General features: G+C 50.7%; 13 protein-coding genes. 7 read left to right on the top strand and 6 right to left on the bottom strand.

The genetic code is table 11. The annotated features are described in order from the left end of the window. Positions 1 to 226: 226 nt before the first annotated feature. The 3 genes from Q0628_RS10805 (at position 227) to Q0628_RS10795 (ending at position 3,963) form a co-directional block, all read left to right on the top strand. Positions 227 to 1,639, top strand: a complete 1,413-nt coding sequence (locus tag Q0628_RS10805) for a glycine--tRNA ligase (protein ID WP_290737899.1) — start codon at positions 227 to 229, stop codon at positions 1,637 to 1,639. A gap of 252 nt (positions 1,640 to 1,891) precedes the next feature. Beyond that, positions 1,892 to 2,566: a hypothetical protein gene (locus tag Q0628_RS10800; protein WP_298770899.1), complete on the top strand. Its 675-nt coding sequence runs from the start codon at positions 1,892 to 1,894 to the stop codon at positions 2,564 to 2,566. Between the two features lie 14 nt (positions 2,567 to 2,580). Further along, entirely contained in the window at positions 2,581 to 3,963 is a 1,383-nt protein-coding gene (locus tag Q0628_RS10795; RefSeq protein ID WP_298770898.1) for a clostripain-related cysteine peptidase, read from the top strand. A gap of 73 nt (positions 3,964 to 4,036) precedes the next feature. On the opposite strand, the gene argH is transcribed toward Q0628_RS10795, so the two are convergent. The 5 genes from argH to Q0628_RS10770 form a co-directional block, all read right to left on the bottom strand. Next, the gene (gene argH / locus Q0628_RS10790) at positions 4,037 to 5,470 is read right to left on the bottom strand and encodes an argininosuccinate lyase (protein ID WP_298770897.1); all 1,434 of its coding nucleotides are present in this window, start codon (positions 5,468 to 5,470) and stop codon (positions 4,037 to 4,039) included. A 93-nt stretch (positions 5,471 to 5,563) separates the two neighbouring features. Next, positions 5,564 to 7,048 carry an NCS2 family permease gene (locus tag Q0628_RS10785; protein WP_298770896.1) on the bottom strand — a complete coding sequence of 495 codons (1,485 nt, stop codon included), beginning with the start codon at positions 7,046 to 7,048 and terminating at the stop codon, positions 5,564 to 5,566. A 71-nt stretch (positions 7,049 to 7,119) separates the two neighbouring features. Further along, entirely contained in the window at positions 7,120 to 8,169 is a 1,050-nt protein-coding gene (locus Q0628_RS10780; protein ID WP_298770895.1) for a nucleoside hydrolase, read from the bottom strand. Positions 8,170 to 8,172: 3 nt separating this feature from the next. Beyond that, complete coding sequence (locus tag Q0628_RS10775; protein WP_298770894.1) at positions 8,173 to 8,697, bottom strand: adenine phosphoribosyltransferase; 525 nt, start codon at positions 8,695 to 8,697, stop codon at positions 8,173 to 8,175. A 23-nt stretch (positions 8,698 to 8,720) separates the two neighbouring features. Next, complete coding sequence (locus Q0628_RS10770) at positions 8,721 to 9,605, bottom strand: TIGR01212 family radical SAM protein (RefSeq protein WP_298770893.1); 885 nt, start codon at positions 9,603 to 9,605, stop codon at positions 8,721 to 8,723. A gap of 76 nt (positions 9,606 to 9,681) precedes the next feature. On the opposite strand from Q0628_RS10770, the gene Q0628_RS10765 reads away from it, so the two are divergent. The 3 genes from Q0628_RS10765 to Q0628_RS10755 all read left to right on the top strand — a co-directional run bounded on the left by Q0628_RS10765 (position 9,682) and on the right by Q0628_RS10755 (position 12,519). Next, positions 9,682 to 11,175 carry an ABC transporter substrate-binding protein/permease gene (locus tag Q0628_RS10765; RefSeq protein WP_366979155.1) on the top strand — a complete coding sequence of 498 codons (1,494 nt, stop codon included), beginning with the start codon at positions 9,682 to 9,684 and terminating at the stop codon, positions 11,173 to 11,175. Then, on the top strand, positions 11,165 to 11,911 hold the full coding sequence (locus Q0628_RS10760) for an amino acid ABC transporter ATP-binding protein (protein WP_298770891.1): 747 nt from the start codon (positions 11,165 to 11,167) through the stop codon (positions 11,909 to 11,911). Before Q0628_RS10765 ends, Q0628_RS10760 begins: the two co-directional genes overlap by 11 nt. Positions 11,912 to 12,129: 218 nt before the next feature. Then, positions 12,130 to 12,519: a hypothetical protein gene (locus Q0628_RS10755; RefSeq protein WP_298770890.1), complete on the top strand. Its 390-nt coding sequence runs from the start codon at positions 12,130 to 12,132 to the stop codon at positions 12,517 to 12,519. A gap of 6 nt (positions 12,520 to 12,525) precedes the next feature. Here the strand turns inward: Q0628_RS10755 and yfcE are convergent, their stop codons facing one another. Beyond that, positions 12,526 to 13,116, bottom strand: coding sequence for a phosphodiesterase (gene yfcE / locus Q0628_RS10750; protein WP_298770889.1), 591 nt, complete (start codon positions 13,114 to 13,116; stop codon positions 12,526 to 12,528). Between the two features lie 97 nt (positions 13,117 to 13,213). Here yfcE and Q0628_RS10745 point away from each other — a divergent pair, with 97 nt between their 5' ends. Next, the gene (locus tag Q0628_RS10745) at positions 13,214 to 14,107 is read left to right on the top strand and encodes a hypothetical protein (RefSeq protein WP_298770888.1); all 894 of its coding nucleotides are present in this window, start codon (positions 13,214 to 13,216) and stop codon (positions 14,105 to 14,107) included.

The raw sequence follows: 14,107 nt of genomic DNA, 5'->3' as shown, positions 1-14,107 counted from the left end.
GTTAACAGCAATAAGGGGACAAGCAATTTCATAGATAATTGTTTAATATAGAATTTTTTTGCTGTTTTTGCCCCGTCAGAGTCTATCATCCTCAGTTAGACGAAAGAATTCCCGCCTGTTTGCCCTCGATATGGTTGTTTTTTTTGCTTTTTTCCTGTTTACTAACCACTAATCACTAGCCACTATTTTCTAAATTTGCTCGCATAAAAAACAAAAGGACTCTAAAATGGCAAAGAAAGTTCAGGATGCCCTCAAGGACATCATCTCCCTCTGCAAGCGCCGCGGTTTCATTTTCCCCGGCTCCGAAATTTACGACGGCCTCGCCAACACTTGGGACTACGGTCCGTATGGCGTGGAACTGAAGCGCAACATCAAGAACCTCTGGTGGAAGAAGTTTGTGACGAGCCGCCAGGACGTGCTCGGTCTCGACAGCTCTATTCTCTTGAACCCCCGCGTCTGGAAGGCCTCCGGCCACGTGGGTAACTTCTCTGACCCGCTGGTCGACTGCCTCGCTTGCCACGAACGTTTCCGTGCCGACCAGCTTTTGGAAGACAAACTCGGCGAAGGCTGCTGCGCCGGCAAGAACTTTGACGAAGTCCACCAGATGATGATGGACAACAAGATTGAATGCCCGACCTGCGGCAAGACCGACTGGACCAAGCCCCGCGCATTCAACCTGATGTTCCAGACCGAAATCGGCGTGATCGAAGGCGAAGGCAACAAGGTTTACCTGCGTCCGGAAACGGCCCAGGGTATCTTCGTTGACTTCAAGAACATTGTCGATAACGTCCGCCCGCGTATCCCGTTCGGTGTGGGCCAGATCGGTAAGAGCTTCCGTAACGAAATCACTCCGGGTAACTTCATCTTCCGTACCCGCGAATTCGAACAGATGGAACTGGAATTCTTCTGCGAACCGGGCACCGAACTGGAATGGTACAACTTCTGGCGCAAGTACTGCTTCGACTGGCTCGTGAACGACCTGGGCGTGAACAAGGAAAAGCTCCGCCTCCGCGAACATGCCAAGGAAGAACTTTCTCACTACTCCAACGGTACCACCGACGTCGAATACGAATTCCCGTTCGGTTGGGGCGAACTCTGGGGTATCGCCAGCCGTACGAACTACGACTTGACGCAGCACCAGAACGAATCCAAGGTCAAGCAGGAATACATCGACCCGGTCCAGAACAAGCGCTACATTCCGTACGTCGTGGAACCGTCTCTCGGTGTGGAACGTTTGCTCCTCGTGCTTCTCTGCGACGCTTACGAAGTTGAAAAGCTCGAAAATGACGAACGTACCGTGCTCCATTTCGACCCGAAGATTGCTCCGGTGAAGGTCGCCGTGCTCCCGCTGGTGAAGAAGGGCCAGGTGAAGGCCAAGGCCGAAGAACTCTACCAGAAGCTCCTGAACCGCTGGAACGTGGAATACGATGAAACCCAGTCCATCGGTAAGCGCTACCGCCGTCAGGACGAACTCGGCACGCCGTTCTGCGTGACCGTCGACTTCGACACGGTGGGCGAGGGTGAATCCGATCCGGCAAAGCTCGGCTTCGTGACCGTCCGTGAACGCGACTCCATGAAGCAGGAACTGGTGAAGATCGACGAACTCGAAGCTTACCTGTCCGCAAAACTCGGCTGTTAAATAGGTATGAGCGCGGGCTTACGCCCTTTGAGGCGTGGGCTCGCTCCCCTTACAGGGTCGCTTTGAGTTTCAGAGGGAGCTGCAAGCGACCGACCTCATGCCCCACAACCTCATTCCCCCAAAGGGCCCGGAAACGGGCTTTTTTTTATTCTTGATTATCTGGGGTGGCGTATTGAGTCCATATGTCTTGACACGTTCCCGCATTATTGTTATTTATTGAAAAAGCGTTCCACCTTTAAAAAAGGAAGTCCAATGAAAAAGCTAGTCTTTGGGTGTCTTGCCGTAGCCACTTCTGTTATGGTTGCTTGTTCCGACGATTCCTCGTCCTCTGATGAACCCCAGGTATCTTGCCTTATGTCGGTTGTCATGGAAGACGAATTGATTCCTTATCTATGCATGCAGGCCCCGGAATCGGCAAAGGATTCCGTTGCAGAAGAGTGCGCTGACTTGACTGAGGGGGGGCTCACCTTGAAAGCCTCCTGGCAAGAAACGGGTTGCGATGCACAAAACGCTAAGAATACCTGCGAATCCGATGATGGTTCGTCCATTTTCGTTTATGATAAGACTGTGGCCAAGCAAAGCTGCGAAGAATTGCTTGCAGACGATGAAGAAGAGGATGATGATTTTGACATTGAGGAAGATATTGTCGTGGATAGTACCAAGGTAATGTCTTTCTATAACAAAAAAATGGAGGTGTGCGTAGAGTATAAACTCGCCGCTACATTGAAATCAAGCGTGATGCAGTTTGCAAGTGATGACAAGGACATAGAATTTATCGACGGGTGCGCCTCCGTGGAAAAAGAACCTGTGCAAACCTGCGATGACGATAACGGCTTTGATACGATTGTCGTAAATTATTACTCGGATGAAGACAAGGGCAAGACCTGCGAAGAACTAGCCCCCTTTCAAAAAGTCGAAACTAAATAGGAATTCTCTGAGATATGGTAAGGTTTATTTCGCCGTTCTTGCGCATGGCCTTGTTCCTTGTGCTGTTTGCCCTTGTGGCCTGTTCCGATGATTCTTCCAGTTCAGCTAGTTCCGAAGGCGTCGCCCGTTATACGGTCATTATCTATGGCCAGAATGGCGGGGACATGGAAAGGAGTATCGAGGCGACGATGAAAGATGTCAGGGATGTCATCGGAGACGAAAAAGATGTCCGTGTCCTGGTTGTCTATAAATATGGCTTGGATGGCAAAGACTTTGATGGAACCATGGCATACCCCGGACAGTTGCTGTTCTTTGAACTCACGAGGAATACCGACTTGTCTTCCATGAAAGATTCTGTAGCCATTGTAAAGGACTCCATCAAGTTCTATGATCCGGATTACTTGGCTTCAGTGATTAACTACGCACACGACAGCTTGCCGGCTCAGGAATACCTCTTTTTCCTGGAAGCCCATGGGGAGGGATTCAGTTTTGAGAGCGACTACCCAAAATCCAAGCGCGGAAGCCTGGCGAAACAGGCGGTGATGTCCGTGATGGAGGATGAATGGGTTACTTATGGTGAGTATGGGTATAATGAGTCCATGACCATGGAAGAATTCGCCACAGGAATCAAGAAATCAAAGATTCCTCATTTTAAGGCAATACTTTTCCATAACTGCCTTATGGGAAACCTCGAATCCATGCAGGAAATATACCCCTATGCAGATTACGTGATGGTGTCGGAACATTCCCTTATGACTTCGCGGGGGGAGCTAATGACCGAAATTGTGGATATATTGACCCATGACGAAGATGGTAAATTTGAAGAAATTGTCAAGGGAGCCTTTGAAAATAGGGATGTGCAGGTGGCCTGGAAAACGGAATATCTCCCCGGGGAACAGAATGGGGATTTCCAGTTCCTGAAAGCAGAAAAGCTGGCGAACTTGACGCCAATCGTGAAAAGGTTGTCTAGCCGCCTTGTTACTCTTTACGCAGATGAAAAAGTGAGGCCCTCCATAGACGTAGCCGCAGACAAGTGCTACAGGGTGGCGAACATATATTACCTGTACGACATAAGGGACTATGCGCGAAAACTTGCAGAAGAAACCAAGGATGACTCCCTGGTAAAAATTTCGGCAGATTTGGATAACGCGTTTGATTCCATGACGCTTGCACGTATGGAAGCACATTTTGCGAAGGATGCTCCACTGGACCATTTCTCGCTATCCGTAGTTCTGGTAGATAGCGCAACCTACAACAGCGGAATGAGTTTTACTAAAGCAAAAAAGCGTGACTCTTACGAACTGACGACTTTCCACAAGGAATCTGGTTGGGGAAACTGGTTGAATGTGAACGCTCATGCTCCCAAAGGAAATCCCATCGGTCAGGATTTGCTATAAAGAAAAAAATTACATTCAAATGAAAAACCGGGTCCCATAGGAATCCGGTTTTTGAATTTCACTTGTCTAGAAATTACTTCTTGAACCTCTTCAGAATCGCTTCGGCCTTTACGAACTGCTGCTTCACGGACTTGGGACCCGTGCCGCCTTCGATGTTACGGCGGCTTACGCTGTATTCGAAGGTGAGCGTCTTCTTCATCTGACTCACGTTCGGGACGCCGGCGCTTGCCCAGGCCTCATCAGAGAGGTCCGTGAATTCGAGGCCTTGGCGGGCGGCTTCGCCGACCAGGCTACCGACCACGTGGTGGGCATCGCGGAACGGCACGCCGGATTCGACGAGAAGATCGGCGAGGTCGGTAGCCAGCAGCGCCGGCAGCATCTTCGCGTGCATCTTGTCGAAGTTGAAACGTGCGCTTTCCAAAGCCTCTTTCATCACGCGGAGAATCACCTTCACGTTATGGACGGAGTCGAAAACCGGTTCCTTGTCTTCTTGCAGGTCGCGGCTGTAGCTGAGCGGAGCTCCCTTCACCAGAGTGTAGAGGGCGCTGAAGTTACCGAGCATGCGGCCGGACTTTCCGCGGATGAGTTCCATGGAATCCGGGTTCTTCTTCTGCGGCATCATCGAGGACCCGCTGGAGAAGGCGTCGTGCAAGGTGAGGTAGCCGAATTCGCTGGTGCTCCAGTTCACAAAGTCTTCGGCGTAGCGGCTCATGGTGTTCGCGATAATGGCGAGGTCGGCTTCGAATTCCAGCATCATGTCGCGGTGGCTTACCGCGTCGATGCTGTTCGGGCTCACGCCGTTGAATCCGAGTTCCTTTGCGACGAGGGCACGGTGATAGGGGAATGCGGAACCGGCCATGGCGCCGCTACCCAGCGGAAGTTCGCTGTGCAGTTCCAAAAAGTTGTCAAGGCGCTTCACGTCGCGGCTTACGGCAAAGAACATGCTCATCAGGTAATGGCTGAAGTAGATGGGCTGTGCCTGCTGCAGGTGCGTGTAGCCCGGCATCATCTTGCCGAAATATTTCTTGGCGAGGTCGAGGACCGTTTCCATTAAAGAAACTTCGAGGGCGCGGATTTCGGCAGCGCGGTGACGCATGTAAAGCTTGAAGTCGGTGCAAACCTGGTCGTTACGGCTGCGGCCCGTGTGGATCTTCTTGCCGAGGGCGCCGATGCGTTCGGTGAGTACGCGTTCTACGGCCATGTGGATGTCTTCGTCAGATTCCTGCCAAAGGTTCTTGCCGGCCTTGTAATCCTTGAGGATGCTGGCCAGACCATCGCAAATTTTCTTGTAGTCGACCTTGCTTAACACGCCGGATTCCACCAGGCCCTTGCCGTGGCCAATGCTGCCTTCGATGTCTTCTTCGATGAGTTCAGCGTCAAACTGCAAGCTAAAGCTCAGGTCCACCATGCTCTGTGCCATGCCGCTAGCAAAACGGCCGGTCCACATGTTGGTTTGGGTGCCCTTCTTAGCTTTGTTTTCAGTTTTCTTTGCGGTTGTCTTTGCCATAATTCAAGTCCTCAAAAATTTTTCTGCCCAAATATAGATATTTAAAATTTTGCTAGTAATTCGGAAAACAAAATTCCGAACTCCGAATTAGTCCTACATCAAAGCGTACTTGAGCAAGAATATCGCGGTGAGCACAATCATGACCCAATGGACATCCTTGATCTTGCCGGTGAGAGCGTTTATCAAGGTGTAAGAAATAACGCCGAACATGATGCCGTCCGAAATGGAATAGGAGAGCGGCATGGCAATCATGCAGATAAAGGCGGGAATCGATTCTCTCGGGTTTGTCCAGTCAATTTTAGCGATGGAGGTCATCATGAAGTAGGCGACCATGATGAGCGCGGGGGCTGTTGCAAAGCCCGGAATCGCCATAAATACGGGGGCAAAAAGGAGCGAAAGCAAGAAGAATAGAGCGACCGAGACGGCGGTGAGGCCAGTCTTTCCGCCGTAGGCGACACCGGCTGCGCTTTCTACGTAGGTGGTCGTGGTCGAGGTTCCGCAAATGGCTCCTGTGGTGGTGGCGATAGCGTCTGCATAGAGCGCCTTGGAAAGGTTGGGAAGCTTGCCGTCTTCGGTCAGGAAGCCTCCCTTGACAGAAACTCCTATCAATGTACCTAGGGTATCAAAAATGTCTACAAACAGGAATGCGAATATTACGACGATGAAGTCGAGTGACTTGATGAGCGAGACGCCCTGTCCAATGATGGCGCCGTCGCGGGTATGAGTCCAGGATTCCGGATTGAAAAGTGCACCGCAGGTGATTCCGAATTCGCGGAAGGCGTGTCCAAGACTGTCCAGGTAATCACCGAACTGCGGAATCGCGGAATGGAATCCGGCTTCGGGATTCGGAACGTAGATTCCAACAAATTCGGTGACAATGCCGAGCAGCCAGGTCGCAAAAATTCCAAGAAGAATGGCTCCTCGAATGTCCTTGATGACAAAGGCCGATGTGATGATGATGCCGAGCAGGGTGAGAAGGGCCCAAATTCCGCTGGTGTGCATGTCGACATCGTGAAAGTTGATGAGACCCACGATAGTGTTATTGTTTGCGACGATAATCTTTCCGCCCTGCAATGCAATGAAGGCGATGAGTAGGCCTATGCCCACCGCAACGGCTGCCTTAAGCGAAAGGGGAATGCTGTTGAATATTTTTTCTCGTATTGAAGCTGCATTGAGCAACAAGAAAATGATGCCTTCGATAAAGACAGCCCAAAGGGCGAATTGCCAGCTGTAGCCCATGCTGTTGACAACGGTGTAACTAAAGAAGGCATTGATACCAAGACCCGGGGCAAGCGCGAAGGGATAGTTTGAAAAGAATCCCATCATGGCCGAGCCGATGGCGGCTGCGATCACGGTTGCGATGAAAACACCGCCTTTGGGCATTCCTGATGCGGACAGAATTTCCGGGTTCACGGCCAGGATGTAGGCCATGGTCATGAATGTAATGAGTCCCGCTAGAAATTCGGTATGGATGTTCGTGTTGTTTTCGGATAGCTTGAAAAATTTTTCAAGAATCATTCCTTCCTTTCGTAGTTCCCGATTCTTCCAGCGAGCAATAGTCTTGTTTTTCTCCTTCATGTATACCTTCTTTTTAGAATCCTGAAAGCCTGTTTAGTATTTTCACCGGGGAGTTTGGGTGTTGATTTAGCCTAATGTTTCAGGTTGATGTCTCTAATGCGCTGCAACATGTCGGCGTTCCACTGTTTGTCGCCCTTGATTTGATAACGATCGTTACCTTTGGGATCCTTGGTGAACGTGGTTATGCCATCTTTGTTAAAAGTAACGCGGCCCCTATCGGAAATATTGAACAGAGAATCCCCATAAATGGCGTTCAATACGGGCATGACATCCCACATTTTTTGGCCCGTACGGCAATCATTGTTCAAGTAGACTTGCTTAATCGGATGGGCGTCTGTCCATGAGATGTCATTGAAAATTTGTTCTGGAGTGTACTCAATGCCGTCGCCAACTTCGCCCGGAGAGAAAATGCGGGGAACATCATTAGGCCAAAGGTTGAAAAAATCAAGGCTGAAATCTATCGCTTGCCTGAAATTGTAGTCGGATTCTTCAGCATCGCCAAAAACACCTCCCATAATGTAAAGATTTTTAACTTTTGCCTTCACTAGATCTACACCCGGCAAGTCTGAATACTCGTCGGCCTTTGAATTGAGCAGGTTGGCCAGCGAAGTTACAAATCCGATTGAAACGATAGTCACGGAATGGTCCGGTTCATCAGCAAGCAACTTGCGGTATAGCTTATAGCTGTCAAGAATCTTTGAGTAGTCGTCGACGCTGCGTTCGAACATGAGAGTCCCATCTGCATTGGTGTCGGCCGGGAGTTCTGCATAGTCAATCCAGACTTTCGGATCCTTGACTCCATTGCGTTCTAGTCCGATTGGAATTTCGCCAAGTCCGAAATAGGTGTTCATGACATCGGCGATGATGGCGTTGTTTTCTCCCATGCGGTCCACGACAATTCCCAAAAGCTTACAATTTTTTTCTTTATGACAGTCGTATAGGTTTTGCATGGCGAACAGGTCGTCGGTAGAAGACCCAATGTCGGTATCCAGAATGATATGGGGAGTGTCGGTTGCGGAATCATTTTTTTCCGCAGAATCGGTTTTTGCGCTACTGCTGTCGTCGGCGCAGGCTAGTAGTATCAAGGCTGAAAAGAAGCATAGATAGAGATTTTTTTTCATTTTTTAGTGTCCCTGAAATGATGTTAGGGATTCTACCTGGTATTTTTTGAGCGTTTCGCGCCCATTTAGGTCAAAGAGTTCAATGACGAAGGTGCAGCAGGCCACTTGCCCGCCGACATTTTCTATAAGCTGAGCGGCAGCCTTCGCGGTCCCTCCTGTTGCGAGCAAGTCGTCGATGATGGCTACACGCTGTCCGGGTTGAATGGCGTCCTTGTGGATTTCCATGGTGGCCTGCCCGTATTCCAGATCGTAAGAAATTTCGACGGTTTTGCGGGGGAGCTTGCCTTTCTTGCGTACAGGCACGAAAGGCTTGTGGAAATGTTCTGCGACAGAGACTCCGAATAAAAATCCGCGGGCTTCTAAACCCGCCACTACATCGAATTCATATTTCTCTAGGGACTTGTAGAGTGTGTCGAGTGTCAGTTTGAGTCCATCGGCATCGCCCAAAATTCCCGTGATGTCGCGGAAAAGAATTCCTGGCTTCGGAAAATCTGGAACAGAAATAATATAGTCTTCAATTCGTTTCATAATGGCGTCCTACTTCCAACTGTCTACAGCCTACTTAAAATTCCTTCCACAGTCGCGATAATTTTGTCCCTTTCGCCGCACCAGTCGGGGGCGATGAGCATGTCGCTCGGGCTTTCGCCGCTAAAGCGTTCGATAGCGGTTTCAAAGCCGATAATCTTGATCATCTCGGCGACCGCTTCGCAGTATTCCTCAAAAGTCAGGAGCTTGATTTCGCCGTTGGCGTAATCCTGCGCCATGACGGTGCCCGCCACAATGTGCAGTGGGTGGATCTTGACCGCGGCGAGTTTCAAGTCGCGAACAACCTGGGCGGTATGCTTGAAATCTTCCATGGTTTCGCCGGGCAGTCCCACGATCACGTGCGTCGTGATGGTGAGACCCGCCGCCTGACAGCGCTTGACGGCGTCTTCGAATTCGGCGAGGGTATGCCTGCGGTTGATGGCGGCGAGTGTCAAATCGTTTGCGGTCTGCAGGCCGATTTCTACGATAATCGGCTTTTTGCGGTTGAGTTCAGCTAGGTAAGCGACCTTTTCGTCTTCGAGACAGTCCGGGCGCGTACCTATAGCGAGGCCTGCAATTTCTTTATGCTTGATAATCGGGTCGATGATTCCCTTCAGGTGTTCGAGCGGGGCGTGCGTGTTCGTGTACGGCTGCAAGTAGGCCAAAATACCTGCGTTCGGGTATTTTTCGCGGAGTCTCGGCACGAACTTGTCGAGCTGCTCCTGAATCGAAACCTTCGCCTGGTCAAATACTGGACTGAAACTCCTGTTGTTGCAATAGCTGCAACCCGAAAAACTCTTGGTGCCGTCCAGGTTCGGACAACTCATGCCGCCGTTCAGCGGGAGCTTGCGCACCTTCAGGTAATTCGGGAAAATTTTCAGTAGCAAATCGCGATAAGGAGTGTAATGCATAAGCAAAAGATAGTAAACGGCAGGCCGGGGCGTTGCGGGGTGGCGATGTTTTTCTAAATTAGAATCCAAGGTGAAAATGATGCGAAAAATCCTCCTCCCAATCCTTATCGCGTTTTATGCGCTCGCCCTGGTTTCTTGCGAAAGTAAACAGGCGATAATCCCCAACAAAGTCCACAGCATTAACGATCTCGGCCACAAGAAGGTGGGCGTGCAAATCGGCAACACCGCCGATATTTACGCGTCCGATTTCGGCGGCGATACGGCAAAAATCGATGTGGACCGTTACACGAAACTTGCCGATGCCATCCAGGCGCTCAAGCAGGGGAAAATCGACGCGGTCTTGAGTGACGATCAGCCCGCCAAGGCGTTCGTGCGAGAAAATCCGTCGCTTCGCATTCTGGACGAAGTCTTTGTCGAAGAAATGTACGCGGGGGTTGTCGCGAAGGGCAAAGAGGCTTTGCTCGATTCCGTGAACCAGGCGCTTGCCGCCATGAAACAGGACGGCGTCTACGATTCTCTCTTTAACACCTACATCTACCGCACCGGCAACTACCATTATCAAAAGAAGGTGACCGAAGGCCCGAAACTCGTGCTTTCGACCAATGCCCAGTTCCCGCCGTATGAATACTACGAAAATGCAAAAATTGTCGGCCTCGATATCGAAATCGTGAACTACATTGCCGACTACCTGAACCGTACCGTCGAAATCCAGGACATCGAATTTGACGCGATAATCAATGCGGTTTCTTCGGGCAAGGCGGATGTCGGCTTTGCAGGCTTTACCGTGACCGAAGAACGCAAGAAGTCCATCAACTTCACGACCCCGTATACGCTCTCGAAGATTGTCGTGATTGTCCGCGGCGACGAGGCGGTGGAAAACGACGAAAGCTTTGCTGACCATTTCCGCAAGAATTTCGTGAAGGATTCACGCTGGAAGTTTATTGCTCTGGGCCTCCGTAACACGCTCGTTATTTCGCTCTTTGCGGCGCTGCTCGGCATTCTGATTGGTTTTGTCGTGGCGCAGATTCGCACCGGCAACGAATTCAACGGTCGCTACAAGGTGCTGAATGTACTTGCTAAAGTCTACCTCGCCGTGATTCGCGGAACGCCGATGATGATCCAGTTGCTCATCATTTACTACATCGTTTTCGCTTCGGTGAATGTGAATAAGATTTTGGTAGCGATTGTCGCATTCGGTGTGAATTCGGGGGCGTACGTTTCTGAAATTATCCGTAGCGGCATCAAGGGCGTAGACCCGGGACAGGTCGAGGCGGGGCGCAGTCTCGGACTCAAGTTCCGCACGATTCTTTACAGCATCGTTTACCCGCAGGCGTTCAAGAACTCGCTTCCTGCGCTCACGAACGAATTTATCACGCTCATCAAGGAAACGTCCATTTGCGGCTACATCGGCCTGATGGATTTGACCCGCGGTGGAGACATTATCCGCAGCATGACCTACGAGGCGATGCTCCCGCTCCTTGCCGTGGCAGCCATTTACTTTGTCATTGTTGCCGGGCTTTCGGCCTGTGTTGCAAAGCTTGAAAAGAGGTTGAAGAAAAATGAACGCTAATGCAGAAACTTTAATCCAGGTCAAGGACCTTTGCAAATCTTACGGCGACAAGCAGATTCTCAAGGGAATTTCGCTTGACATTCATCGCGGCGACGTGATTGCGGTTATCGGGCCTTCGGGCTGCGGCAAGTCCACTTTCCTCCGCCAGTTGAACCTGCTTGAAACTCCGACGAGCGGCGACATTTTGTTGGACGGCAAGAGCATCTTGGTGAAGGGCTTTTCGAAGCCTGATGTTCGCAAGCGCGTGGGCATGGTGTTCCAGCAGTTTAACTTGTTCAAGAACATGACTGCCCTCAAGAACATCATGTTCGCTCCGATGAAATTGGGGCTCATGACTAAGGCCGAGGCGGAAAAACGTGCGAAGGAACTCTTGGACCGTATCGGTCTCTTGGATAGGGCAGATCATTATCCGGCGCAGCTCTCCGGCGGCCAACAGCAGCGTGTGGCGATTGCCCGCGCCATGGCCATGCAGCCCGAGGTAATCCTGTTCGACGAACCCACCAGTGCCCTGGACCCCGAAATGGTCGGCGAAGTCCTCAAGATAATGAAGGACTTGGCTAAATCAGGCATGACGATGGTCGTGGTGACGCACGAAATGAGCTTTGCACGCGAAGTCGCCAACCGCGTGTTGTTCTTTGCCGACGGCTACGTCAAGGAAGACGGCTCCCCCGAAGAAATCTTCGATAATCCGAAAGATGCCCGCCTCAAGGAATTCCTCTCGGCATTGAAGAAATAGTTAGGATGGGGGAGGAAACCTCCTACTTGCACCCTCGGCTTTAACCAGTCTATTGCTAAGCGTGACAGTTTTTTGGGATTTCGCTTAGTTTTTACATTTCTTTTACAAACTCTCCCTTGCCGGAAATTAGGCTTATTCTATATTCTCGCTGCGGTTTCCAATAGTGTTCCGAGACATCCAAAAGAATTTGGATGTTTTTTTTTCAAAAGGAACACTATATGGATAAGAATCGCAAAGTAATTCGCAATAAGCCTATTCCTGAATCGTTCAGGGGAAAGTTCTATCAACTTCCTAATTTCGGAAGCGAAGCTGTTGAAGAAGCCTTGGAGCGAATCCGAGTGGATAAGGCGGACGACGAACTTCTATCGGATCAGGAGAAAGACATGTCGCTTAAGGAAGATTACCGGATAGTGCTAGCTGGAGCCAAGATTCGCGCTCAGGAAGAAGGCCGTGCTGCAGGTCTTGCCGAAGGTCGTGCTGCAGGTCTTGCCGAAGGTCGTGATGAACGTAGTATTGAAATTGCTCGTGCACTTAAGGCCATGGGCGATCCTACGGAGAAAATCGTGGCTGTTTCTGGGCTTACTGCGGCAGAAGTCGAAGCGCTGTAGCCGGATTTACACGAACTTTTGTGGTGGCTTAATCTCTACGGCAGCCAGTTCCTTACCGGTTTCCAGGTGGTGTACGCTGAATCGCGGGGGAGTGGTGGAGCCTTCGCCGAAGGTTTCGTAAATTCCGAAGGTCGGCGGGTTTCCGCCCTTGGGTAGGCTCGTGGAGCCCGGGTTCAGGCAGTAGACTCCGTCGGCGTTTTTTTCGGCAGTAAAGATGTGCGTGTGGCCCGAAAAATAGACGTCGGCCTTGTAGTGGCTGAACAGGTACGGGTCGTAAAGGTGACCGTGGCTTAAAAACAGGCGCAGTCCATTTTCTTCGATTTCGGCGAAATCGCCCATGCAGGGAAATTCAAGCATCATCTGGTCCACTTCGGCGTCGCAGTTGCCGCGGATGGCCGTGATGATTCCTTTTTGCGCGTTCAGCAGTCTGATGACGCCTTGCGGGTCATGTCCGCCGGGGAGCGGGTTGCGTGGCCCGTGATAAAGAAGGTCTCCGAGCAAAAAGATCCGTTCGCAACCGAACTTGCCAAGGTAAGAAAGTGCCTTTTCGCAGGCGTAAGCAGAACCGTGAATATCAGAAAGAACTAAAGTGCGCATAGGATAATTCAGAATTCGAATTTCAGATTTCGGAGATGATTGTAATATAGTTAAAATAGAGTAGGCGGGCGAAATAGAAATAGGTATATTTGATGTGATGAGCGTTTTCTACCACCTTCCCGGCCTGTTCGAATTTTACGACTTGTATAAGGCGTTCTTGCCGCTGTTCCACGAGCATCGGGAATACTTTTACGAGTGGTGTGAAATCGGTTCCATTTATGGTGCGCCCAGCGATTGCCTTTGGGGTGGTGGCCGCGTCGGATTTGGCGATGCAGAACCCGAGGCCGTTGCCGCACTCACCAAGGAATACGGCATTTCGGCGCGCCTGACCTTCAGCAATTCCTTGCTCAAGGAAGAACATCTTGCCGACAAGAAATGCAACGCCTTGTGCGCCCTGTTCGAGAAAAATGGGTCGGCCCCGAGCGGCGTTATCGTCCATTCAGATTTGTTGCTTGATTACATCAAGGTGAAGTATCCGGGATTCTATTTCGTGTCGTCCACGACGAAGGTGCTGACAGATTTCGCCCAATTCGAGGGTGAACTGAAGCGCGACGAATTTAGTTACGTGGTGCCGGATTTCAGGTTCAACAAGCAATTCGCCAAACTCAACGCACTATCGGCTGCGCAAAAGCAAAAAGTCGAATTCCTATGCAATGAATGCTGCTGGTTCGGGTGCCCCGACCGGAAAAATTGCTACGAGAATGTGAGCCAGAAAAACCTCGGCGAAACTCAAGAAGATCATGTATGCGCCTCGCCGAATGCGGATCGCGGCTACCGCTTCTCTGACGCCATGAAAAACCCCGGCTTTATCGGAATCAATGACATTCAAAACGTGTACGCCCAGCAAGGATTCCGCCACTTTAAAATCGAAGGCCGCAGCCTCGGCAGCGCCGTCATCCTGGAATTTCTGCTCTATTACATGACCAAACCCGAATTCCAGCTCAAGGTCCGCGAAGAAATCTACCTCGACAGCTCGCTCGACTTGTTTTGA

It is taken from the genome of uncultured Fibrobacter sp. (assembly GCF_937877005.1).
In the GTDB taxonomy this organism is placed as follows: Bacteria; Fibrobacterota; Fibrobacteria; order Fibrobacterales; family Fibrobacteraceae; genus Fibrobacter.
This window is presented reverse-complemented; position numbering and strand designations above follow the sequence as displayed.

Excerpts from the sequence above, each read along its gene's own strand:
- Q0628_RS10745 (WP_298770888.1), top strand. The coding sequence starts at position 13,214 with ATGAGCGTTTTCTACCACCTTCCCGGCCTGTTCGAATTTTACGACTTG.
- Q0628_RS10760 (WP_298770891.1), top strand. The coding sequence starts at position 11,165 with ATGAACGCTAATGCAGAAACTTTAATCCAGGTCAAGGACCTTTGCAAA.
- Q0628_RS10780 (WP_298770895.1), bottom strand. The coding sequence starts at position 8,169 with ATGAAAAAAAATCTCTATCTATGCTTCTTTTCAGCCTTGATACTACTA.
- Q0628_RS10765 (WP_366979155.1), top strand. The coding sequence starts at position 9,682 with ATGATGCGAAAAATCCTCCTCCCAATCCTTATCGCGTTTTATGCGCTC.
- Q0628_RS10795 (WP_298770898.1), top strand. The coding sequence starts at position 2,581 with ATGGTAAGGTTTATTTCGCCGTTCTTGCGCATGGCCTTGTTCCTTGTG.
- Q0628_RS10805 (WP_290737899.1), top strand. The coding sequence starts at position 227 with ATGGCAAAGAAAGTTCAGGATGCCCTCAAGGACATCATCTCCCTCTGC.
- Q0628_RS10755 (WP_298770890.1), top strand. The coding sequence starts at position 12,130 with ATGGATAAGAATCGCAAAGTAATTCGCAATAAGCCTATTCCTGAATCG.
- Q0628_RS10785 (WP_298770896.1), bottom strand. The coding sequence starts at position 7,048 with ATGAAGGAGAAAAACAAGACTATTGCTCGCTGGAAGAATCGGGAACTA.
- Q0628_RS10770 (WP_298770893.1), bottom strand. The coding sequence starts at position 9,605 with ATGCATTACACTCCTTATCGCGATTTGCTACTGAAAATTTTCCCGAAT.
- Q0628_RS10800 (WP_298770899.1), top strand. The coding sequence starts at position 1,892 with ATGAAAAAGCTAGTCTTTGGGTGTCTTGCCGTAGCCACTTCTGTTATG.
- yfcE (WP_298770889.1), bottom strand. The coding sequence starts at position 13,116 with ATGCGCACTTTAGTTCTTTCTGATATTCACGGTTCTGCTTACGCCTGC.
- Q0628_RS10775 (WP_298770894.1), bottom strand. The coding sequence starts at position 8,697 with ATGAAACGAATTGAAGACTATATTATTTCTGTTCCAGATTTTCCGAAG.
- argH (WP_298770897.1), bottom strand. The coding sequence starts at position 5,470 with ATGGCAAAGACAACCGCAAAGAAAACTGAAAACAAAGCTAAGAAGGGC.